General features: G+C 71.8%; 14 protein-coding genes. 10 read left to right on the forward strand and 4 right to left on the reverse strand.

Annotated elements, in window-relative coordinates; genetic code table 11:
- Positions 1 to 351 precede the first annotated feature (351 nt).
- The 3 genes from TR49_RS44035 to TR49_RS27175 all read left to right on the forward strand — a co-directional run bounded on the left by TR49_RS44035 (position 352) and on the right by TR49_RS27175 (position 3,390).
- The gene (locus TR49_RS44035; RefSeq protein ID WP_052434673.1) at positions 352 to 960 is read left to right on the forward strand and encodes a hypothetical protein; all 609 of its coding nucleotides are present in this window, start codon (positions 352 to 354) and stop codon (positions 958 to 960) included.
- A complete protein-coding gene (locus TR49_RS44040; RefSeq protein ID WP_042386484.1) occupies positions 957 to 1,643 on the forward strand; it encodes a class F sortase in 687 nt (228 codons plus the stop codon). Before TR49_RS44035 ends, TR49_RS44040 begins: the two co-directional genes overlap by 4 nt.
- A 460-nt stretch (positions 1,644 to 2,103) precedes the next feature.
- On the forward strand, positions 2,104 to 3,390 hold the full coding sequence (locus TR49_RS27175) for an efflux RND transporter periplasmic adaptor subunit (RefSeq protein ID WP_152627478.1): 1,287 nt from the start codon (positions 2,104 to 2,106) through the stop codon (positions 3,388 to 3,390).
- A 440-nt stretch (positions 3,391 to 3,830) separates the two neighbouring features.
- Here the strand turns inward: TR49_RS27175 and TR49_RS27180 are convergent, their stop codons facing one another.
- Positions 3,831 to 4,826, reverse strand: coding sequence for a hypothetical protein (locus tag TR49_RS27180; RefSeq protein ID WP_042386488.1), 996 nt, complete (start codon positions 4,824 to 4,826; stop codon positions 3,831 to 3,833).
- Positions 4,827 to 7,441: 2,615 nt separating this feature from the next.
- Here TR49_RS27180 and TR49_RS27185 point away from each other — a divergent pair.
- Both TR49_RS27185 and TR49_RS27190 read left to right on the forward strand, forming a co-directional pair.
- Positions 7,442 to 8,146, forward strand: a complete 705-nt coding sequence (locus tag TR49_RS27185; RefSeq protein WP_042386489.1) for a hypothetical protein — start codon at positions 7,442 to 7,444, stop codon at positions 8,144 to 8,146.
- Positions 8,136 to 9,971, forward strand: coding sequence for a DUF4012 domain-containing protein (locus tag TR49_RS27190; protein ID WP_052434674.1), 1,836 nt, complete (start codon positions 8,136 to 8,138; stop codon positions 9,969 to 9,971). The genes TR49_RS27185 and TR49_RS27190 overlap by 11 nt, the downstream gene beginning before the upstream one ends.
- 71 nt (positions 9,972 to 10,042) lie before the next feature.
- Here TR49_RS27190 and TR49_RS45050 read toward each other — a convergent pair whose 3' ends face one another.
- The 3 genes from TR49_RS45050 to TR49_RS27205 form a co-directional block, all read right to left on the reverse strand.
- The gene (locus TR49_RS45050; protein ID WP_236653554.1) at positions 10,043 to 11,578 is read right to left on the reverse strand and encodes an aminotransferase class V-fold PLP-dependent enzyme; all 1,536 of its coding nucleotides are present in this window, start codon (positions 11,576 to 11,578) and stop codon (positions 10,043 to 10,045) included.
- 209 nt (positions 11,579 to 11,787) lie between these two features.
- A complete protein-coding gene (locus tag TR49_RS27200) occupies positions 11,788 to 12,450 on the reverse strand; it encodes an arsenate reductase/protein-tyrosine-phosphatase family protein (RefSeq protein ID WP_042386491.1) in 663 nt (220 codons plus the stop codon).
- A gap of 20 nt (positions 12,451 to 12,470) precedes the next feature.
- Complete coding sequence (locus TR49_RS27205; RefSeq protein ID WP_160311641.1) at positions 12,471 to 13,955, reverse strand: tyrosine-protein kinase domain-containing protein; 1,485 nt, start codon at positions 13,953 to 13,955, stop codon at positions 12,471 to 12,473.
- Positions 13,956 to 14,588: 633 nt separating this feature from the next.
- Between TR49_RS27205 and TR49_RS27210 the strand changes: the two genes are divergently transcribed.
- From TR49_RS27210 to TR49_RS27230, 5 genes are read left to right on the forward strand one after another with little or no spacing between them, the layout of a single operon-like run.
- Positions 14,589 to 16,661 carry a polysaccharide biosynthesis protein gene (locus tag TR49_RS27210; protein ID WP_084725500.1) on the forward strand — a complete coding sequence of 691 codons (2,073 nt, stop codon included), beginning with the start codon at positions 14,589 to 14,591 and terminating at the stop codon, positions 16,659 to 16,661.
- An 11-nt stretch (positions 16,662 to 16,672) separates the two neighbouring features.
- Positions 16,673 to 17,347: a sugar transferase gene (locus TR49_RS27215; RefSeq protein ID WP_268874121.1), complete on the forward strand. Its 675-nt coding sequence runs from the start codon at positions 16,673 to 16,675 to the stop codon at positions 17,345 to 17,347.
- The gene (locus TR49_RS27220) at positions 17,340 to 18,584 is read left to right on the forward strand and encodes a DegT/DnrJ/EryC1/StrS family aminotransferase (protein ID WP_052434677.1); all 1,245 of its coding nucleotides are present in this window, start codon (positions 17,340 to 17,342) and stop codon (positions 18,582 to 18,584) included. Before TR49_RS27215 ends, TR49_RS27220 begins: the two co-directional genes overlap by 8 nt.
- A gap of 17 nt (positions 18,585 to 18,601) precedes the next feature.
- Positions 18,602 to 19,813, forward strand: a complete 1,212-nt coding sequence (locus tag TR49_RS27225) for a Gfo/Idh/MocA family protein (RefSeq protein ID WP_268874122.1) — start codon at positions 18,602 to 18,604, stop codon at positions 19,811 to 19,813.
- A complete protein-coding gene (locus TR49_RS27230) occupies positions 19,813 to 21,129 on the forward strand; it encodes a nucleotide sugar dehydrogenase (protein ID WP_236653555.1) in 1,317 nt (438 codons plus the stop codon). Before TR49_RS27225 ends, TR49_RS27230 begins: the two co-directional genes overlap by 1 nt.
- The last annotated feature ends 68 nt before the right edge of the window (positions 21,130 to 21,197 follow it).

Genomic DNA, 21,197 nt, shown 5'->3' on the forward strand with positions numbered 1-21,197 from the left:
GCGTTTCGGCTGGTCGGGTGGGCCGGGTTGTCTCGGCGGGCCGGAGGTCAGCCTGGATCGACGGTTCGGGGGTGAGGGGGAGGCGCCCGGCGCACGGGTTTGGGGAGTTCGTGTTGTGGGCGGTGGTGGTGGCCGCCGGGGGGGGGAGTCCTGCGGACGGCTCACTGTCGGCGGGGTGGGTGCTGCGCTGTGGGGCCGGACGCGGTTTTGCGGATGCGGCGGCGGCGCCTGTCGCGTTAGCTGGGAGGGGTCGTGACGATTTCCCGTCGGCGTCGTGTGCGTCATCGTCCGGCCCTTGTCCGTCTTGCCCCGTGTCGAGTGTCGGGGCTGTCTTGAGGAAAGGACGGTCGGATGCACACCCTGCGTCTGTCCGCCGTCGCCCTGGCGGCCGGCGTCGTGCTGCTCCTGCCGTGGTCGGCTGCGGCCGCCGGTGGGGTGACGGTGACCCCGAGCACGGCGACACCGGGCTCTGCTTCGACGGTCAGCGTGACCGGCTGTACGGCCGGTTCCAGCACGCCGACCGCCACGTCCGCCGCGTTCACGGCCCCGGTCCAGCTCGCCCAGAATGCGGCAGACGGGACGTTCGCCGGCGTCGCCACGGTCAGCCCGTCGGCTGCCCAGGGCACCTATGCCGTCACGGTGCAGTGCGACGGCCAGTCGACGACCGGGAACTTGACGGTTGCGCCCGCCACGGCTGTTGCCTCTCCCGCGGTGCCCTCGACGCAGCCGGTGGCGCCGACGGCGGTGCCCACGGTCACGGTCACGATGACCGCGGCGGGCGTCGCCCCGTCGGCCACGGTGACAGGTGTCCCGACCTCGACGGCAGCGCCCAGCAGTGCCGCGGCGACGGGCGACGGTGGCAGCCAGCCAAGCGGTTTCCCGTTCGTCGCGGCCGGTGCCCTCCTTGCCGGTCTGACCGCCGCAGTGATCCTGGCCTTGCTGTATCGGTTCCGGCATTGACCACTGGTCGGCGTCATGCTGCCGGCCGCGGGCTACGGCTCCTGGCTGCGGCACTCGCCGCGGCCCTGACCGCGGGTTGCGGATATTTTCTCACCACGCAGATCGTCACCGGCGCTGCCACCTATGACCGGACCCCGCCCCCGCAACCGCCCGCCAGCGGTCTGCCTGACGTGCTGTCACCCGAGGCTCTGCCTGCGGTCGTTCCGCTGGAGCGTTCGGACCCGGTCAGCATCGATGTTCCCCGTATCGGCATTCACGCCCGGATCATCGAAGTCGGCCAGAACCCGGACGGCAGCGTTGCCGTCCCCAGCGAGTACCAGGCTGCCCAGGCGGCCTGGTACAACGGCAGCGCAACCCCGGGACAGATCGGCCCTGCCGTCATCCTTGGCCATGTCGACTCCCAGGAACTGCCTCACGGACGTGCCGCCTTCTACGCTCTGGGGGCGGCTCGTCACAACGACGAGGTGGACATCACCTTGGAAGACGGCATCGTTGCCCGGTTCCGTGTCGACGTCGTCACACTGGTCTCGAAGCAGCAGTTCCCCACCGAGGCCGTCTACGGGCCCACCACCGAGCCCGCTCTACGCCTGATCACCTGCGGCGGAGCCTATACTCGGGCCGACGGCTACGCCGGCAACGTCATCGTCTTCGCCCACTACTTCGGCAGCCGTCCAGCGAACTGACTGCTTCCGGTGCCGTTCGGATGCGTGCGGGGGCGCCGGGTGGGCCGGGGTCGCGGACACGCGCCGACGCGTCCCGCTGGGGGTGGCGGTCGGCTGTGGGTCCACCCGACCCGTGGTGCGTCCTGAGCCTGCTCCGCTTTGACCGGCACCCTGGGTGAGAAGCCGGGCGCTGCGCACAGGGCCCTGGGCGGGCCTTCGGTGTCCCCTTCGGCGGCCGGTTCCGTGTTGGCGGCTGGCCGTTGGCACACCGCCTGGTTGCACCACTGGCTGTATGCAATCACTGCGATGGCAGATCGCCCGGGCGAGGCGGATCCGGGGCAGCGTCGCCGATCCGTTTACCTTGAACGTGTCGTCTCCTCGGGGTGAGTTCTTGTCGTCAGCGCGGCGGGTGTCCCCAGGGGCTGAGGGGTCGGGGCCGTAGTGTCACCGCGTCCACGTGCCGGAGGGATGGGCGAGTGCCTTGCTGAACGACCACCCGCAGCCCGGGCGGAGCCGGCTGAACCGAGTGCTGCGGGGCACAGGGCCGGCGGACGTGCGGTGGTGGCTGTGGCCGGTGCTGGTGCTCAGTCTTGCCGGCGGGGTGGTTGGCGCGCTGCTGGCCCGGGGCCCCGAACGGGTGTGGGTGTACACGGCCGAGCGCGCCGCTGTGCGCCTCACCTTGACCTCCGACGCCACGGTGGGGTCTTCCGCGCGGTACTGGCTCTTCTTCGGGGCGGCGCTGGCCGCCTCCGAGGGCCGGGCCCCGAACGCCTGCGCCGCGTTCCCGCAGCATTCCGACCCGGCAGCCCTGCTGGGGCGCGTGACGTCGCTCCAGATCGGTAGCGGGACGCACGTCGTTGCAGGTGGCATCCTGGCTACGGCCGACACCGGTCCCGCCGACACCGCTTTGGTATCGGCCGCCCAAGGCCTGCGGGACGCCCAGGCTCTGCTCGCCGCGGACCGCACGGCCGTGCCCCGGACGCTCGTGCCGGCGGCCCCCAACGTGCCGACGCCGACGCCGGCGCCTTCTGCTGACGCGGCTGGGCTTTCTCGCTTGTCGGCCGACGCCCAGATCGGTGCGGACATGGACAGGATCGCCCGGCTGCAGCAGGCCGTGACCGCCGCACAGGATGCCCGGGCGGCGGCGGTCGTGACCGCCCCCGTCGACGGTGTGGTCGAGCAGGTCACCACTGCGGTGGGCGCCCTTCCCACATGCAGCACCCCGGCCTTGGTGATGCGCTCGGACGCGTTGACCGCGCACACAACGGTGCCCGAAGGTGTTGTGACGTACATTCAAGGCGGCCAGGACGTGAGGGTCGCGGTGCCGGCCACCAGGCAGGTGCTGCACGCTCGCGTGGCGGGATTCCCGGGGCAGGCCCCGCCGGTGGGTCCCGCGGTTCCCCAGGGCGCCGGTGGCGCGTCGGCAGCCGCCCCGGTCGTCTTCCCGTTGGACCTGCCGCTGCCCAACCCGCCTGCCGGGCTTCTGCCCGGCATGCGGGCCACCGCGACCTTCACGGTGGTCAGGACTGGTCTGGCCGTTCCGACCACGGCCGTGCGATACGGCGCGGGGGGCGCCACCACCGTGCTCGTGTGCCCCTCGGGGCCCGCAGGCTGCCACCACAGGCACGTTGCGGTCCCCGTGACGATCGGTCTTGTCGGCGACACCCTGACGCAGATCACCTCGGGGCTGGCCCCCGGCGCGGCTGTCATCTTGCCCAAGGGCTGTCCGGCAACGTCTTGCCGAAGATCCGGGGCGTCGGTCGGGTGAGGCGTGTGCCGTGATCGCCTGCGCCGAGAGGGAAGGGGCTGTGACGGCCACGGACGACAGAGCCGGCCCGGTCCCCGCAACCTCGCGGGAGCGGGCAGGGGTTTCGCCGCAGGCTGCCCCAGGGCGGGCGGTGGAGCCCAGGACGCCTCTTGCGGCCGAGGCCGGGCGGGACGTCGGGCCGTGTCGAGAAGGCCTGCGTGGCCCTGGTCGCGGCGGGTGCGCGATCCTCGCCCTCGAGGGTCCGAAAGGGGGCCCGCCGGGGTGTACTGGGCGTCAGGTGGGCTGGCTTCAACCCGGTTTGAGGCCGTGCGGGGCGGGATCGACCTGGGGCGGGGGAGCGGTCTTGCGGAGGCGACGCCCTTGGCATCCGGTGCGTGGGCGATGGCCTGGAGGCCGGGGTTCGTGCGGCGGATCGCCTGCGGCGCCTTGTGGGGAGTCGTTCAGTGCAGCGGAATCGAGGTGTTCCCTGTGATGGTGACCGGGGCGAAGGGGTAGGTCGAGGTCGCGTCGTAGATGACGAACTGCGTGTACTGGGACGCCGGCATGGTGCGGCCGAGCGACGTCATGACGGTGCGCCAGTACGCGAGGTCGAGCTGGATGCGGTTCTGGGTGATCGCGACGTTGTGGAGGTTCGGCGCGGTGATCGAGAAGAGGTCGACGATGTTCGCGGCCTGGTACACGGAATTGTTGGTGAAGGTCGTACCCGAGGCGACGATATTGATGCCCCGGTAGTAGCCGCTTACCGTGTTTCCGGTTATGTTGACCTGGCTGCCGTGCACCTCTATTGCGGCGGCCACGGCGGCATTGCCGTTGAATGTGTTGCCGGAGATTTGCGTGTTGACGCCCGAGGTGTAGACGGACGAGTGGTCGTGCCAGGGGGCGTCCACGGTCGAGAAGGTGCTGTTGGACAGGACGACGTTCTGCGTCCCGCTCCCGGTGACGACGGTGTTCGTGTTGTTGGTGTTGAGGAAGGTGTCCTGGTTCATCGTGATCCCGGTACCGGCGAGGAGGGCCAGGACGAATCGGGGCGAGGCCGGCGAGAGGCAGTTCGTGGACGTGGCCGAGGCGCAGGTGCCGGTGATGGGGTTCCCTGCCGAGTTCTGGTCGAAGACCACACCCGAGATCGTGAGGCCGGAGAGGTCGGTGGACGCCGGAGCGGACAGGATCGCCCGGTAGTTGCCGTAGTTGTTGACGACCTTGAGGGTGGTGCCGTTCCCGTTGATGGTCTCGCCTCGTGGGATCGTGAGGCCGGGCTTGATCAGGAACGGGTTCGACGAGGGCCGGTAGGGGAGGTTCACCACGCCGTTCACGGGGTTGTTGAGAAGCTGCTGGATGTAGCTGGTGTCGTCGCTTGCGGCAGGCACCTGGACCCGTGCGGCCGCGGCCGCCCACGTCGAGGGCATCACCGGGACGCAGAGCGCGGCCGTCGCCGCCATGGTGATCGCGCACAGTCTGACAGGAGCGGCGCGGTGTCGTCGCCCGGGGCCCGCGGACCGCTGCCGGGGTCGGCGGTGATGGGTCAGTTCTCTTGGCCGGCAGCCCTGTCGGGGCGCACGACAAGTCTTCTTGATGATTGCGGAGAACACGGAGATGCTTCCTTCGCGACTTAGCCAGGGCAGGCGCAGTGCCGGTCGGGGGCATCCGGGCATGCGGGATCCCGCTTTGTGACCAAGCGGGTCCCGGCTGATCTTCAGCTCAAACGGCCTCAGAGGTAGGTGCGATGACGGTGCGTCGGTTCGCATGGAGCGGCGCCGGAGCCGGGCGTCGTCAGGCCGTGCTCGGGGATCGGCTCACAGGCCAGGCTGGGGCCGATCATCAGCAGGCGTGGGGCGCGGGGTCACAGGGCGAGCTGAAAACGCATCTCGGAAGTCCCTCGGAAGAACCGGGACGGTGCCCACGGAAATGAAAAAAGGCGGTGCGCGACACGCGGGACCGGGGCGAATTCGTAGGTGCGACGCTGTCGCGTCGCCCTGGATGAACATCGCCGGGCCCGAATCGGCGTCGGCCGCCTTAGGCGCTTCAGCGCCCAACCACCACGCTGGCTACGGGGAACCAGGTTCCCCATCATTGCCGCACTGATCACCCACGGTCAAGGGTTTTCGCCCGAATCCGGGGGCATTTGCCCCGATAATCTTGGCCGGTGGAGAGCCCGACGCGACCGGGCGAACTCCCAGTGAGAAACCCACTACATTGAGCCACCTTCGGGCGTTGCGGGAATTCGGCGGGCGGCCCGGCGGGAGCATCGAACGATCCGCCGCTTTGGCGTTCCGTGCACCGCTGTCCGCGGTCGCGGCGCCAGCGGCTGGGGCGGACACCGCAACTGCTCCCCGTCCGGGCCCGGCGGCGCTCACCGTTCCCCACTTGGTTGCCCGTGCAACCGATCGGGGGCGCACAGCGGCGCCGCGGCCGTGGTCGCCGGCGGGGCCGCGGGCCGGGGCCGCCGTCTTGGGTGGGACAAGCGCGGGAGAGGCGCACTCCTGTCCGGGTTTCCCCGCAGCGAGGTTCCCTTCGAGGGCGGGCGAACACATCAGGACCCCGTTCGCGGCGTCGCTGGGCGCGTGGGCGTCCGGGCCGGGGCGGGACGGCATCGGCTCCCTGCGATCGGGCGCACGGCGCAGCCGGGCCCAGGCCCGTGGGTCGCGACGCGTGCACGGGAGCCGGCTGCTGCAGGTGGCGTCCGCTGTGCCGGACCGGCTGCTGCAGGTGGCGTCCGCTGTGCCGGACCGGCTGCGTCCTGCCCGGCGCCCGCGGGCTTCGGCAGTCGTGGTCCCGGGCGCTCCCGTGTGGTCGGGCTCTGCTGTGCCCGTTGCCGGCGGTGGAGGGCTCCCGGGGAGCAGCGGCCGGGCCGACGGCACACCGGTCACGGCGGTGCCCGAGGGCAGGCCGGGGCGCGCTGACCCAGGGGAGTCACCGCCCGCGGCAGCGCCGCGAGCTGCTGCGTTCACCGCTGCCCGTGCGGACCGCCGGGTTGGCTTTCTCCTGGCTGCTTGCCGAACGGCCGGCGGTTTCGCCGGCCGTTCCTTTGATTTGCGGTGCCGCCGGTCCACGGCCGGGCGGGTGCGGTGCCGCCGACGCCATGACCGGCAGCCCCGTCTGCGGCGGCGGCCGGACGGGCCAGGCGGCCGCGCTCGTCCTCGCGTTGGCCGCTCGTCCTTGCCTGCACAGGGGTGCGCCTGCCGGCCCCACGGCGGTCGGTCCCGCGGGGCGGCGCCGGCCGCGGGATCCGCCCGCCACCCGTCCTTCGCGCCCGCCGTGTGGACCTTGGACGGGAGGACCGCCTGGGCTTGCGCCCCTGTCGCGTGGCGGTTCTGGGGCCCGGCCGGCGCGCCGTGGTCCCGCTGGCCGCTTTCGGCGAGCGGTGTCGCCCGTACGCCGACCTGCCTTCTTTGCCTCAAGGCGCCCGCTGCCGGGCTCGCGGACCGGCGGTGGCTTGTCCGCCGCCGTGGCTGGACTCGGGTGTCCTGCGGCGCGGTGCCGGGCATGCGGACGGGCTCGACGCGGCGGTGCAGGGATGGCGGGCCGGATCGTGAACCGCACGCCAACTCCTGGTCGGGCTGCGGCATCCGTGCCCGACCGCGGCGGCGCAACCGGGCCCGCATCGGTCAACTGCCCTCGGTGGAGCTGCGAAGCCCGGTTCCGTGCGGCGGCAGCAAGCCCAATTGCTCTTCCCGGGAGGCGGGTTGGCGGACCGGCCGGTGTCCCCTTGTCGGGTGTGCGGACCGCCGCCGGGGCCGGGCCGCAAGCGGCAGTGCCGTGCCGCGGCCCTCGTCATCGGCCCGGCGGTCACCGGAGCGGAGCGGACCCCTTTTGCGGTCCGTGCGGCGGCTTGGGCCCCGCGTGCTTGCCTCGTGCCCGGCGGTGACCCTTCGTATGCTCGTGGCGACAGTACGCAGTCGAACGGCCGCTGTGCAGGAGGTGAAGAGGGATCCGATGCGCCGTCCACGTCGTGTTCGCGCCGCCGGGTCCCTGGTTCCGGCGGCGTCGTAAGCCGTCGTGCGATCGCGGGATGGCTTGCGGCCGTGCCGGCTTAGAGCTCGGAAGGAGCCTCACGATGTTGGACAGGTCCGCAGTAGATCACGGACATCTCCCCCCGGCCACGAAACAGGGGGCGGGGCGTCGCTGCCACGGCCTCGCGAAGAAGGCGGCGGTTGCGCTCGCGGTGGTGTCGGCATCATTTGTCGCCGTGCCGTCGGCGCATGCCGCGGACTGCACCCCGGGCAGCTATCCGCCGGCCCAGTGCTCGGCGTTGGTGAGCTCCACGGTGGTGCCCCAGGGCGGTTCCCTGACCGTCTTCGGGCCTGGCTTCGCTCCTGGGACGTCGGTCTCCATCGACATTCTCAGCGATGTCGTTCACCTGAGGACGGTGAAGGCGAGGGAGGGCGGCTGGGTGCGGGCGCGTGTGCGCATCCCCGACGATTTCGAGGAGGGCACGCACACGCTCATGCTCACCGGCCGGAACCCGGACGGCTCGGCACGGCGGCTCTCGGCGACCATCGAGGTGGTCGAGGCCCGCCACGGCGGAGCACCGTGGCAGCCGGGGGACGACGGCAACGGCGGGAACGGCGGGAACGGCGTGCCGGCCCACACCGATGCCTTCCAGGGGCCTGGGGACGGCGGGCACGGCGAGGCCGGTGTGCTGGCCCACACCGGTGCCTCGGGAGCTGCTGAACTGGGCGTTGTGGGCGGGACTTTGCTCGGTGCCGGCGGCCTGACCCTGCGACTGGTGCGGCGCCATCGGCGGTCTCGTGCGAGCTGAGCCGCGCGCCGGCCGGTCCGGCACGCCGCGGCAGGCCGGTTTCTGGCGCGGCCGCGGCAGGCGCGGCCGCCTGTTCCTCCTCGGTGCTGTGGTCTGCCTGCCGCCGGTCCTGCTCGCGGCCTGGCTGCTTGGCCAGGCACGGACGGCCGAGGGCCGCCTCCTGGCGGCTCAGGTGACGGCCGCCCGGTTGCGCGCCGAGCTTCCCGGTGGAGGCGCGGGAGCCGGGCAGGACCTGCGCCGGCTGCGGGAGGAGACCTCGGCTGCCCGCCGGGCGACGTCCGGCCTGTGGTGGAGTGCGGCGGCCCGCATTCCGCTCGCGGGCCGGCCGTTGCGTACCGTGCGCGGCATCGCGGCCGCCGCCGACGAACTGTCGACGCAGGTGCTGCCGCAGGCCGTGACGCTGCGACAGGTCGCCGCGCCGACCGTTGTCGTGCGCGGCGGCGGTGTCGATCTGGGGGCCCTGGCCGCGGCTCGGCCGGTGCTGGGCAGGATCGAGGGCAGCCTTGCCGAGGTCCGCAAGCATGTGGACGAGCTGCCGGGTTCGACCGGTGTGGACCGTGTGGATCGGGCCCGGGCGGGGCTGGCCGGCGAGGTCGCCAAGCTCGCCGGGTCGGTGGCGAAGGCGGAAAAGGCGGTGAGCCTGCTCGTGCCCGCGCTGGGCGGGTCGGGTCCTCGGTCCTACTTCCTCGCCTTCCAGACCAACGCTGAAGCGCGCGGCACGGGCGGCCTGGTCGGCGCCTTCGGTGTCGTGACCGCGGACCGTGGCCGGGTCACCGTGCACGACCTGTCCTCCGACGACGTGTTGACGGCTGCGCCCGCGCCGGTGGCGAACCTCGGCGAGGCATTTGAGGCACGCTATGGCGCAGCCGAGAGCAGCAGGATGCTCGCCAACTCCAACCTCTCCGCCCACTTCCCCTACGCCGCGCAGATCTGGACCGGGCTGTGGCGCTGGCGTACCGGGCAGCGACTCGACGGGGCGATCGCCACCGACCCCGTGGGCCTGGCCCAACTCCTGCAGGCGACCGGCCCGGTCAGGCTCGCGGACGGCGAAGAGCTCACCGCCGCGGACGCCGTCGCCCTCACCGAGAGCACCTCCTACGCCCGCTACACCGACAAGGCCGACCGTCATCGGTTCCTCGTCCAGGTCGCACAGGCGGTCAGCGAGACGCTCCTGCACGCGCGTCACGATCCGGTCGCGCTCCTTGGAGCGCTCGAGCACCTCACGGCGGGCGGCCGGCTGCGGGTGTGGAGCGCGGACCCGCGCGTCCAGGCGGCGGTGGAAGGCACCAGGCTCGCGGGCGCTGTACCGCAGCGGCCCGGACCCTACGCGGCCCTGGTGGTGAACAACTCGGCAGGGAACAAACTCGATTACTACCTCGACCGTCAGCTGCGTTACGAGTTGGGGCCGTGCTCGGGCGGCTATCGCACCAGCACCGTCCGGATCCGGCTTACCGACCGGGCCCCGACGTCGGGTCTGCCAAGCTACATCACGCTGCGGTCCGACGACCCGACCCATCCGCACCCACCCGGCTCCACGTTGGTGTGGGTGTCGCTGTACGCGGCCGTGGGCGCCCAACTGTGGGACGCCGAACTCGACGGCCGGCCGCTTTTGATGTCCCCGAGCGTGGAGCGCAGTCACCTGGTGGTCTCCGCAGAGGTCGAGTTGGGCCCCGGCCGGACCCGCGAACTGGACCTTCGGCTGCGTGAACCGGCCTCTTCCGCCGTTCCGGTCGTCCCGGTCCAGCCGCTGGTGCGGCCGCAGACCACCCAGGTGGCCGCCGCGACCTGTCTGGCAGGCCGGGGCGCCGACCGGCCCTCCCTCTGAAGCGGGCCGCGCCCGCGCGCCGGATGCCCTGGTCGCAGGCGGCCTGCGACCAGGGCATCCGGGAGCGGGTCTTACACCCCAGGTGCGCCCAGAGCGTGTCGCAGAACCTCGACCATGCGGGCGATGTCGGCCTCCAGGAGGCCGGGATGGACGGGCAGTGACAGGACCTGGCGGCACATCAGTTCGGCTGTGGGCAGCGGCTGGTGTGCGACCCGGGGATGACGGCGGTAGCACTCGTAGTCGAAGACCAGCTTGGGGTAGAAGACCCGCGCCTCGATGTCCGCCTGTTCCAACGCCTCGATCAACTGGTCGCGTCCGAGCCGTGCCTGCTCGGTCAGCCGGACCGTGTACTGGTGCCAGACGTGGGTACGGCCGGTGGCCGCCTGCGGGGTGATCAGGCCGGGGATGCCCTCCAGGCCCGCGGTGAGCCGGGCGGCGTTCTGCGCCCGGCGCCGGTTGATCTCGGGCAGGCGGCCCAGCTGCACGGCGGCGATCGCCGCCTGCATCTCGGTGAGCCGGTAGTTGGAGCCGGGCATCACGTGCTCGTAGCGCTCGCGCATGCCGTGATTGCGGATCAGGCGCAGCCGGTCGGCGATGTGGCTGTCGCAGGTGGTGACCACGCCGCCCTCGCCGCAGGTGATGTTCTTGCTCCCGTACAAGGAGAAGGCCGCGGTCCAGGCGCCGCCCGCGCATTGCCCCGCCACCCTCGCCCCGTGCGCCTGTGCGGCGTCCGCGATGATGGTGAGATCGTGCTGCTGGGCCAGCGTGTTCAGGGCGGCCATGTCGGCGGGCAGGCCGTACAGATGGACCGGCATGACGGCCCGGGTCTGCGGTGTGATCGCCGCGGCGACGGCGGCCGGGTCCAGCAGGTAGTCCTCGCCGACGTCGGCGAAGCGCACGGTCGCGCCCGCCTCCAGGATGGCGCTCAGCGTGCCGGCGAAGGTCAGCGGGCTGGTGATCACTTCGTCGCCGGCGCCGATGCCGTGGGCCCGCAGCGCTGCGATGAGCGCCGTCGTGCCGTTGCTGACGGCGACCGCGTGGGCGGTTCCGTGCGCGGCGGCGAAGGCCCGCTCGAACTCCTCCACTTTTGGACCGGACGTCAGTTGGCCGGACCGCAGGACCGCGAGCACGGCGTCCTCCTCCTCGGCGCCCAGTGTCGGCATGCCGATCCGGATCCGGCGCCGCTCGCCGGCGGGCCGGGTTTCAGCCTCGCCTTGCGCGCACGGGCCGCAGTCGAACCGGGCGGGCGGTGCCGGCGATCGCGAGACCACCGCGCCGCAGTCGCAGACCCAGCCCCGGGGCCGGGCGGGGTTGCCCGCGACCAGTTGGTGGGGGAGCACCGACCGGCTGACCACGGCTCCGGCCGCGACCATGGCCCGCGCGCCGATTTCGACGCCGCAGACGATCGTGGCGTTGGCGCCGATGGAGGCTCCCTGGTGGACCCTGGTGGCCAGCGCCTGCCAGGGACCGGTGGCACGCGGACGCAGGTCGTTGGTGAACACCGCGCAGGGGCCGACGAAGACCTCGTCCGCAAGTTCCACCCCCCGGTACACCGAGACATTGTTCTGGATCTTCACGCGGTCGCCGACGACGGCTTTGTCGTCCACGAATACGTTCCTTCCGAGCACGCACTGCCGGCCGACGATCGCACCGGCACGGACGTGGGCGTGCTGCCAGATCCGGGTGCCGGCTCCGACGACGGCCCCCGGTTCGACGTCCGCGGTGGGGTGGACCTCAGGTGGCGCAAGGTGGGGATCCGATGATGGGGCGGCGCCGACCCGCTCAGTCGTGCGCTGCCCGGTTGCCGCAACAGTTGTCATGATCGTGAATCCGCAGCTCTCATGGTCGGGGAGGCCGGCGGGGGCGTCGGGCCGGCCAGGAAAAGGACGATCTCGGTCACTGCCAGGTCGATCTGCTCGGCACAGGAGGCGACGGCGGCATCGGTGCCGTCGGGGTCGGCGATCTCGTCCAGGACAGGCTCACACCAGGGGACCCGTCCTCGGTATCGGGCCGCGTGGGCGACCATCTCCCGTGCCGCTTCGGCGCGTTCGCATCCCGCTGCGGTTCCCGGTGCCGCACCGCCGGGCGGCCAGGAGGCGGGCCGCTTCAGCAGGACCGGTGGATGACGCACCAACCGGGCGAACTCTTTGATCATGAATGTGCGCCGGGACGCGGCCGGGCACAGCGCGACCACGGCGTCGCGCTGCGCGAGATCGGCCGTCAGCACGAGATCGTCCCCGGCCACCATGGCCGCGGTGAGACGCCTGCTGCGAAACCCCGCGGGATCGGCCCCCACGCCGCCCAGGTGACGGGCTGCAGGCGGATGCATCCGCATGCCGTCCCGGGCATGCGTGCCGGCGCTGCTCACGGCGAGCCACCGGGTCGTGGCGTGCGGCACCCGCAGCACCGCGATCCGTTCGGCCAGCGGTGACCGGCACAGGTTCGCGGTGCAGACGAAGCGCAGCTGAAAGGTGTCCATCGAGTGCGTCCGCCGCCGCTTCACAGCCGCGGCGGGGTCGCGTCCGATGCCATGGCGCGGTTGCCGGGGCGGCCCTTGGCCCGCTGGGCCAGCGGTTCGGCAACCGCCTCGCCGCGGCCTGGGCGGGCCTGCCCGCCCAGCCGGGCGCCCTCCCGCTGCTCCTTCTCGGCCTCGTAGTAGCCGTACCCGTAGCCGTAGCGGCCCCCGCCGGCGTCACGGGAGCGCACCATGTTGAGTACGCCTGCCAGGACGGGGGTGCCGGCGGAGGCCAGCGATTCGCAGACCCTGCGCAACTGCGCGGCCCTGGTCCGGCCGTGCCGGGCCACGATGATCGCGCCGTCGCAGTACTGACCGACCGCGGCGGCGTCGGCCAGGGCGAGCGCGGGCGGCATGTCCAGCAGCACGACCTCGTAGCGCTCGCGGAGCCTTTCGATCAGCTGCTCCATCTTGCGTGAGCCCAGAAGGTCGCCCGGGTTGGGCGGCAGCACGCCACTTGTCAGCACATCGACGCTGTCGTCACCCCAGGTCTGGATGACGTCCTCCAGCCGGGCCCGCTCGAGCAGGACGTCGGTCAGACCCGCGCCGTTGGGCAGCCCGAGGTACTTGCCCACCTGCGGTCGCCGCATGTCGCACTCGACCAGGACGGTCCGGGTGCCGACGGTTCCCAGCGCGATCGCGAGGTTGCACACGGTGGTGCTCTTGCCGTCGTTCGGCAAGGCGCTGGTGAACATGAGGACCTTGCGCGGGGTGTCCACCTCGATGAACCCGAGGCTGACGCGCAGCTTGCGGAACGCCTCCATGCGGGGACCGGTCAGCAGCCCGTCACCCGGGACCGGGTTGCTGCGGCTGGTCGGGTCGTAGGGGATGACGCCCAGCACGGGCTTGCCGCCGAGCACCTGGGTGACCTGGTCCGCCGTCTTGAGCGTCGTATCGAGTGACCGCGCGGCGGCGGCAAGTGCCAGGCCGGCCAGCAGTCCGAGTGCCAGACCGGTACCCACGTTGCGCAGGGGCTCCGGTGATACGGGCGTCGGCGAGAAACTTGGCGGCTCGACGACCTGGACGACCGCGGTCGAGGCCTTGCCGGTCGCCGTGTGCTCCAGCCGGTCGATCTGGCCGGGGAAGATCCTGGCGATCGCACGTGCGATCTCCTGCGCCTGGTACGGCGACTCGCTGGTCACGCTGGCACGCAGCAGTACGGTCTGCGGCACCGCCTGCGCGGAGATTCGTGACTGCAACTGCGCGGTCGGAATGGAAAGACCCGTGCTCTGCACGACCGCCGACGCAAGCTCGTGACCGGTCAGCAGGTTGGCGTACGACTGAACCTTCTGCTGGGAGAGCAGGTTCGCCTGGTAGGCCTGGACGACGTTGGAGGAGTCGATCTGGGCGGACACGAAGAAGGTCAGACCCGAGGAGTACATCCGGGTGGTTCGCGCCGTCACGCCGGCGCTGATGGCTCCGGCCAGCACCGTCACCACCACGATGAGCTTCCAACGATCCTTGATCAAGCCGAGGAAACTCCGAAGCGTCATATCTTTCTCGCCCTCCAGCGCGCTTTGCCGCAGATGGTCACCGGCTGCATGGTCCGGCTGCGAATAGTAGTTACCTCGCCGTGATCTGAGGTCAAGTCACCCCGCCGCCTTGCGTCATAAGTGGTCCGCGCATCGCGGTGCGTGGGAACGTCCCCCGCTGCGAGAGCCCCGCAGCGTCACGTGGTCGATTTCGGCGAGCGCTGTCGCCCGGACGCCGAACGGCAATCGACATTCTTTCGCTGTCCGCGCGCAGGCCCCGCAGGGCGATTTTCTTCCGCCTCCGTCGACGCTGATCAAGGGGCTCGCCACGACCGAACCGCCGTGGCCGCCGCCGCCTTCCGCAGCGCATCCCCGGGAGTCCCGACCGACCCGGCGGGACCTCTCAACATGCCTGCTGACCTGGGGATCAGACCTCCCGAATGCGAGGCCTGCAGCACGCGCCGGTGCGCCGCCCCCGCCGCGTTCCGGCGACGTCGGACGATGCGGCCCCGCGCGCGCCCGGGCGTCGCCGCGGCGAGCGGAACGACCCGGTTCGGCCGGCGGGCGGCGAACTGGGACGCAGCGCGCCACGAGGAATCAGTTGAGTCGAGGGCGGCGAACTCCGCTCGTATGCTCGCGGCCACGAAGCGTATTCATTCGATTACGCATCACCTTGTGCGCATCGCGAGCACAGCGTCCGAATCGACGCCCGCCGAATCCGAAGGATGCGAGGACACGTTGAATGGGGACAGTGCCAGTAATGGCGAACTCACGCGCTTGACCGCACGAAGCCGACGGCGCGCGGCCCGCGTTGTCGCCGATGCGACGGTCTGGGCGGGGGGCCTCTACCTGGCCGGCCGGATGCTGAACGGCGGCCAAGGCCTGCCCGGCGCACCGTGGAAACTGGGCGTCGCCTACGTCGTCACCTGCGCGGTCGCGGTCGTGGTCGGCGGCCAGCGCGGGTTGTACTGCGGCCGTTTCCAATCCGGGAGCGGGGCGGAGCTGAACGCGGTGCTGGCCTGCGCCGCGATCACCGGACTCCTGCTGATGACCATTCCAGGGGTCCCGTGCGTCGGGGATGCGCCGACCCTGGCCGTGATCACGACCATGGTGAGCGCGCTGGGGATAATCACCGAGCGCGCCGTGATCGCGGCCGTCCGGCGCAGGCCGCGAAGGCCCGCACCGACGGCGGTCAAGGTCATCGTGTTCGGCGCAGGCAGCGCCGGCACCCAACTGGTGCAGCGGCTCATCGGCCAACGCGGAGCGCCCTACCGGCCGGTGGCCCTGCTCGACGACGATCCGGCCAAGCGCAAACTGCGCATCTGCGGCGTGCCGGTACGCGGCGGCCGGGAGCGGATCGCGCAGGTGGCCGCGGAGACCGGCGCCACGGTCATGGTGATCGCCATCGCACGCGGCTGCCGAGACGGACGGCTCTTCAAGGAGTTGGTGAGCGCGTCGGAGGCGGCCGGTCTGATCACCAAGGTGATCCCGCCCGTCGACGAGCTCGTCGCCGGTTGCGCGCGCATCGACGGCGTCCGCGACCCCCGTATCACGCACCTGCTGGGCCGCGAGCAGATCAGCCTCGACATGACATCGGTCGCCGGGCAGTTCGCCGGGCGGCGGATCCTGGTCACCGGTGCCGGAGGCTCGATCGGCTCGGAGCTGTGCCGCCAACTGCATCGGATGGGCCCCGCATCGCTGGTGATGCTCGACCGCGACGAGTCGGCGCTGCACGCGGTCCAGCTCGCCCTGCACGGCCGCGCACTGCTCGACTCGGACGAGACCGTGCTCGCAGACATCAGGGACGCCCCGAGGATGCAGGAGGTCTTCGCGCTCGTACGGCCCGAGATCGTCTTCCACGCAGCCGCGGTGAAGCACCTCCCGTTGCTTGAGCGGTATCCGGCCGAGGCGTTGAAGACCAACGCGCTCGGCACGCTGAACGTCCTCGAGGCCGCGGTGAACCACGGTGTCCAGTCGTTTGTGAACATCTCGACCGACAAGGCCGCGGACCCCGTCAGCGTCCTTGGGACCTCCAAGCGCATCACCGAGCGCCTGACCGCACACATGGCCGCTCTGGCGCCCGGTAACTGGGTCTCCGTCAGGTTCGGCAACGTACTGGGCAGCAGGGGTTCGCTGCTGTCGTCGCTGTCTGCGCAGATCGCGGTCGGCGGCCCGGTCACCGTGACGCACCCCCAGGTCGCCCGCTACTTCATGACGGCCAGCGAAGCCGTGCAACTGGTCCTGCAAGCGGTGGCCGTCGGCCGCAGCGGTGAGGTGCTCGTCCTGGACATGGGAGAGCAGGTCCGGATCGCCGACCTGGCCCGCCGCATGACGCAGGCGGCCTCGAGCACGGCGGAGATCGTCTTCACCGGGCTCAGGCCCGGCGAGAAGCTGACGGAGGACCTGCTCGGGCCGGGGGAGGCGGACCACCGCCCGCGGCACCCCCTGGTCCGGCAGGTGCCGGTGCCGCCGCTCGAACCAGCTGAGGTGACCCGACTGAGCGACCTTGCCGACCCAGACGATGTGCGCGCGGCCCTGGCCAGGACCGTGGTCGCAGGGGTGATCCCGTCCCCGCACCCGGCCCCCTCGTCGCACGGCACTTTCCCGCCGGACTGCCCCCCGTCGCCGGACTGCGTCCCGGCACCCGGCACGACCCAGCCCGGCACCCATGCCGCTTCCCAGACGTCGCAGGCCGCCCGGTGACCGCCCCGGCCGTGCCCGGGAGACACCTCTGGCGCGCGAGCGCACCTGAGGAATCCGCAGCGCCGTCCCCCTACCGCGGCAAACGGCTGCTTGATCTCGCCGTCGTGTGCCTGGCGCTGGCGCCGGCCCTCGTTCTGTGCGCCGCAGCCGCAGCCGCGCATCTGATGGCGCACGGCAGACCAGTCCTCTTCCGCCAGCCGCGGGTGGGCCGCGACGGCCGCCCGTTCGTGCTGTGGAAACTGCGCACGATGGCAGACCCCAAGGACGAGTCCGGCCGGTCCGCCGGCGCCGACCTGGCCCGCGTGACCGCGGTCGGCCGGGTGCTGCGCAGACTGTCCCTGGACGAGCTGCCCCAGTTGCTGAACGTGATGCGCGGTGAGATGAGCCTGGTCGGGCCCCGCCCCACGCTGGCCTACCAGGTGCACCGATACACCGACCGGCAGTTGGTGCGGCTGCGCGCCCTGCCGGGCCTGACCGGCCTGGCCCAGGTGCGCGGACGGCAACGGCTGACCTGGCCGGAGCGGATCGAATGGGACCTGCGCTACGTGCGCCACCAGAGCCTGCGCCTGGATCTGACCATCTTGTTGCTCACCGTCTGGGCGGTACTGGCCCGGGGCGGTACCACCGTCGGCCACGACAACGATCCCATCGCCCGCACCTCAGAAAGGATCCACCCAGGTGCCTGACAGCGACGTCCGCATCCGGCTGGCCAGCCCCCAGTTCGGCGAGGAGGAACTGGACGCGGTCGGCAAGGTGCTGCGCAGCGGCGTGCTCACCAACGGCCCCGAGAACGAAGCCTTCGGACGGGAGTTCGCACAGCGTCACAAGACCCGGTTCGGTGTCACGTTCTGCACCGGAACAGCCGCTCTCGCGGCCATGCTGCTCGCCGAGGACATCCGCCCCGGCGACGAGGTCATCGTCCCTTCGATGACGTTCATCGCCACCGCGACCTCCGTGTGCCACGTCGGCGCCGTCCCCGTCTTCGCCGACATCGACCCCCGCACGTTCAACCTGGACCCGGCGTCGGTCGCGCAGCGCATCACCGCGAACACCCGGGCCGTGCTGACCGTGCACTACGGCGGACAGCCCGGCGACCTCGAAGCGCTGGCGCAGTTGTGCGCCGAGCGGGGGATCGTCCTGCTGGAGGACGCGGCGCAGGCGGCCGGCGCCGAGTACTGCGGTCGGCCGGTCGGCGCCTTCGGCCGCTCGGCGATGTTCAGCTTCACTCCCACCAAGAACATCACCACCGGCGAAGGCGGCATCGTGCTGACCGACGACCCGGGCATCGCGGAGCGCTTGAAGCTGCTGCGCAACCACGGCCAAACCATGCTGTACCGGCACGAGAGCCTTGGCTACAACTGGCGCCTGACGGAGATGCAGGCGGCGATCGGCCGGGTGCAACTGCGCAAGCTCGACGCCATCTTGGAGCGGAAACAGGCGGTGGCCGCACTGCTGAACCGTCGACTCGCCCAGGTGCCCGGTCTGACCACCCCCTATCAGGCCCCCGACGCGCGAGGGACGTGGATGATCTACACGTGCCTGCTGCCCGGCATCCGAGACAGCGTGCTCGCCGGGCTCCTCGGCCAGGGCATCGAGGCACGGGTCTACTTCCCCCCCGTGCACCGACAGCCGGTCTTCGCCGACGCCCCGGCCCAAGCCGTGGGGCCGGCGCCCGCCCTGCCCGTCACTGAGTCGGTGGCGGACGCGATGCTGTCCCTGCCGGTGCACCACCGGCTCACGGACGCCGAAGTGAACGAGATCGCCGACGCGGTGATCGGAGCCGTCGCCCGAGCGACCGCCACGCGCGCAACCGTGAAGCCGTCGGCGGGCGCCGTACCCGGGTACCGCGCCCCCCTGGCGGCCGCACCCGCGGCCCCCGCGGTCGCCCCCGGCGCCGCCGCGGAACAGGCCGCGGACCGGTGAGCGAACTGCGAGCCGCAGTGTGCGGCCTTGGCACGATGGGGCGCCACCACGCCCGGGTGCTCGCCACGCTGCCCGGCGTACGCCTGGTGGGCGCCTGCGACCCCGACCCCGGCGCCCGTCCGGCGCTGGCCGGCCTGCCCGTCTTCCCGGATCTCGACACGTTGTTGGAGCTGGATCTGGACCTGTGCGTGGTGGCCGCCCCCACCCTGGCCCATGCTGCGATCGGCAGCCGGTTGGCGGCGGCAGGCGTCCACACCTTGATCGAGAAGCCGCTGGCCGCCGGCGCGGAGGAGGCCCGGGCGTTGGCCGCAGCCTTCGAAAGCGCCGGCCTGGTCGGCTGCGTGGGCCACATCGAGCGGTTCAACCCGGTGGTACAAGCCATGCGGGAACGCATCCGCGACGGCGAGGTGGGCACAGTGCTGCAGATCACGACGAGCCGTCAAGGACCCTACCCGCAAAGGATCCGCGATGTCGGAGTGATCCTCGACCTCGCCAGCCACGACATCGACCTGACCCGCTGGATCGCCGGAGCACCCTACGTGAAGGTGTCCGCGGTGACCAGCAAGGTGGCCGGCGCCAGCGGCCATGAGGACCTCGCGGCGGTGGTGGGCGTGCTACGGGACGGCACGGTGGTCAACCACCTGGTCAACTGGCTCTCCCCGGTGAAGCGGCGGCAGGTCACCGTGACAGGGGAACTCGGCTGCCTGCGCGGCGACTTGCTGGACGGCACGCTCTGGTTCCACGGTGACCCGTCCCGTGCCGCAGCGTGCGGCGAGCGTCAGTCCCCGCCGGGAGGCAGCCCCGTGCGCTGCGCGCTGACCCGACAAGAGCCCCTGCAGGCGGAGCTCGAGGCCTTCGTGGCCGCCGTCCGCAGCCAGGCGGCCCCTGCCGGCCGCACGGAAGCGGTCGACGGCGTCGGCGCCGTGGTGCCGATGTGGGCAGGAGCCGAGGTGATGGACGTGACCGCGGCGATTCTGGCCGAACCGGCCGCATCGGTCGAGGTTTCAGCCGCAGGCAGGCCGGTCGACGACCCGGTGCGGCGCGATCTCGCCCGGGCCTCCCTCGTCGTGCCGGCGTCTCCCGGCGTGGACCACGCCGTGGCCCTGGCGGTCGCGGACCGGGGCGGGACCGCCGTCGCGTCCTTTGACCACGACACCTGGCCCCCGGGCGGCCTGCCCACGTTGGTCGCCGGCTACGTGCCGGTTCCGGGCTCGCGGCGGTGGTTTTGATGAGCATGGTCACCGTCGTGGGGCTGGGCAAGATCGGACTTCCGCTCGCGGTCACCGTGGCCTCCGCAGGCCACCACGTGACCGGGGCCGACATCTGCAGGCAGGTGGTGGCCGATGTCATGGCGGGACACCCGCCCTTCCCCGGTGAACCCGGCCTGAACAGCCGGCTGGCCGAGGTCAGGCACCTGGATCTGCTTCGGGCCACCACCGAGACTGCGGAAGCGGTCTGCGCGAGTGACGTCGTCGTCATCGTGGTGCCCCTGGTGATCGGCGCCGATCGGCGGCCGGACTACCGTGCGCTGGACGCGGCGGTCGACGCGGTCGGCGCAGGCCTGCGAGTCGGATCGCTGGTCATCGTGGAGACCACCCTGCCGGTGCACACCACCAGGCGGCGCATCGCGCCCCGGCTCGCCGCCGCCTCCGGACTGCGCCCGGGCCCCGACTTCGCTCTGTGCCACAGCCCGGAACGGGTCTCCAGCGGGAGCGTGTTCGCCGACCTCGCCCGGTACCCGAAACTGGTCGGCGGCATCGACCGGCTGTCCGGCGAGCGGGCGAAGGACTTCTACGCGTCCTGCCTGAAGTTCGTCGAGCGGCCCGACCTCGCACGGCCGAACGGCGTGTGGGACCTGGGCTCGGCCGAGGCCGCAGAAATGGCGAAACTCGCCGAGACGACCTATCGCGACGTCAACATCGCACTGGCCAACGAGTTCGCGTGCTTCGCCCACGAGGCCGGACTGGACCTGCTTGCGATCATCGAAGCGGCGAACAGTCAGCCGTACAGCCATCTGCACCGGCCCGGCATCGCCGTGGGCGGGCACTGCATCCCGGTCTACCCGTGGCTCTACGCCGCCGGGGACCCCGCCGCACGGCTGCCGGTGCTGGCCCGCGAGATCAACGACGCGATGCCGGCCAGGGCTGTCGACATGCTGGTGGCACTGGCGGGCGGACTGCGCGGAAGGCGTGCAGCGGTGCTTGGCCTTGCCTACCGCGGCGGGGTCAAGGAGACGGCTTTCACCGGAGCGCTTCCCGTCGTCCGGGCCCTGCAGGCCCAAGGGGCGCTGCCGCTGGTGCACGATCCCCTCTACGACGACGCCGAGCTGTCCGAACTCGGTCTGCAGCCCTACCGTTTGGGCGAGCCGTGCGATGTCGCGATCGTGCAGACCGACCATCCGCAGTACGCGCGACTGGCGCCCGGAGACCTCCCGGGCGTGACCGCCTTGCTGGACGGCAGGTCGGTGACCGATCCGGCCCTGTGGTCAGGGGTGCCCCGGCTGGCCATCGGCGCCGGCGCCGCGGGCCTGGCCGCGCCCGCCTGACCACGACGGCCCGGAAGAAGACCCCGACCGGCGGTCCACGCAGGAGGGGAGGGCCTGCCCGTGGGAGA

The sequence above is a fragment of the Streptacidiphilus melanogenes genome (assembly GCF_000787835.1).
Classification (GTDB): Bacteria; Actinomycetota; Actinomycetes; order Streptomycetales; family Streptomycetaceae; genus Streptacidiphilus; species Streptacidiphilus melanogenes.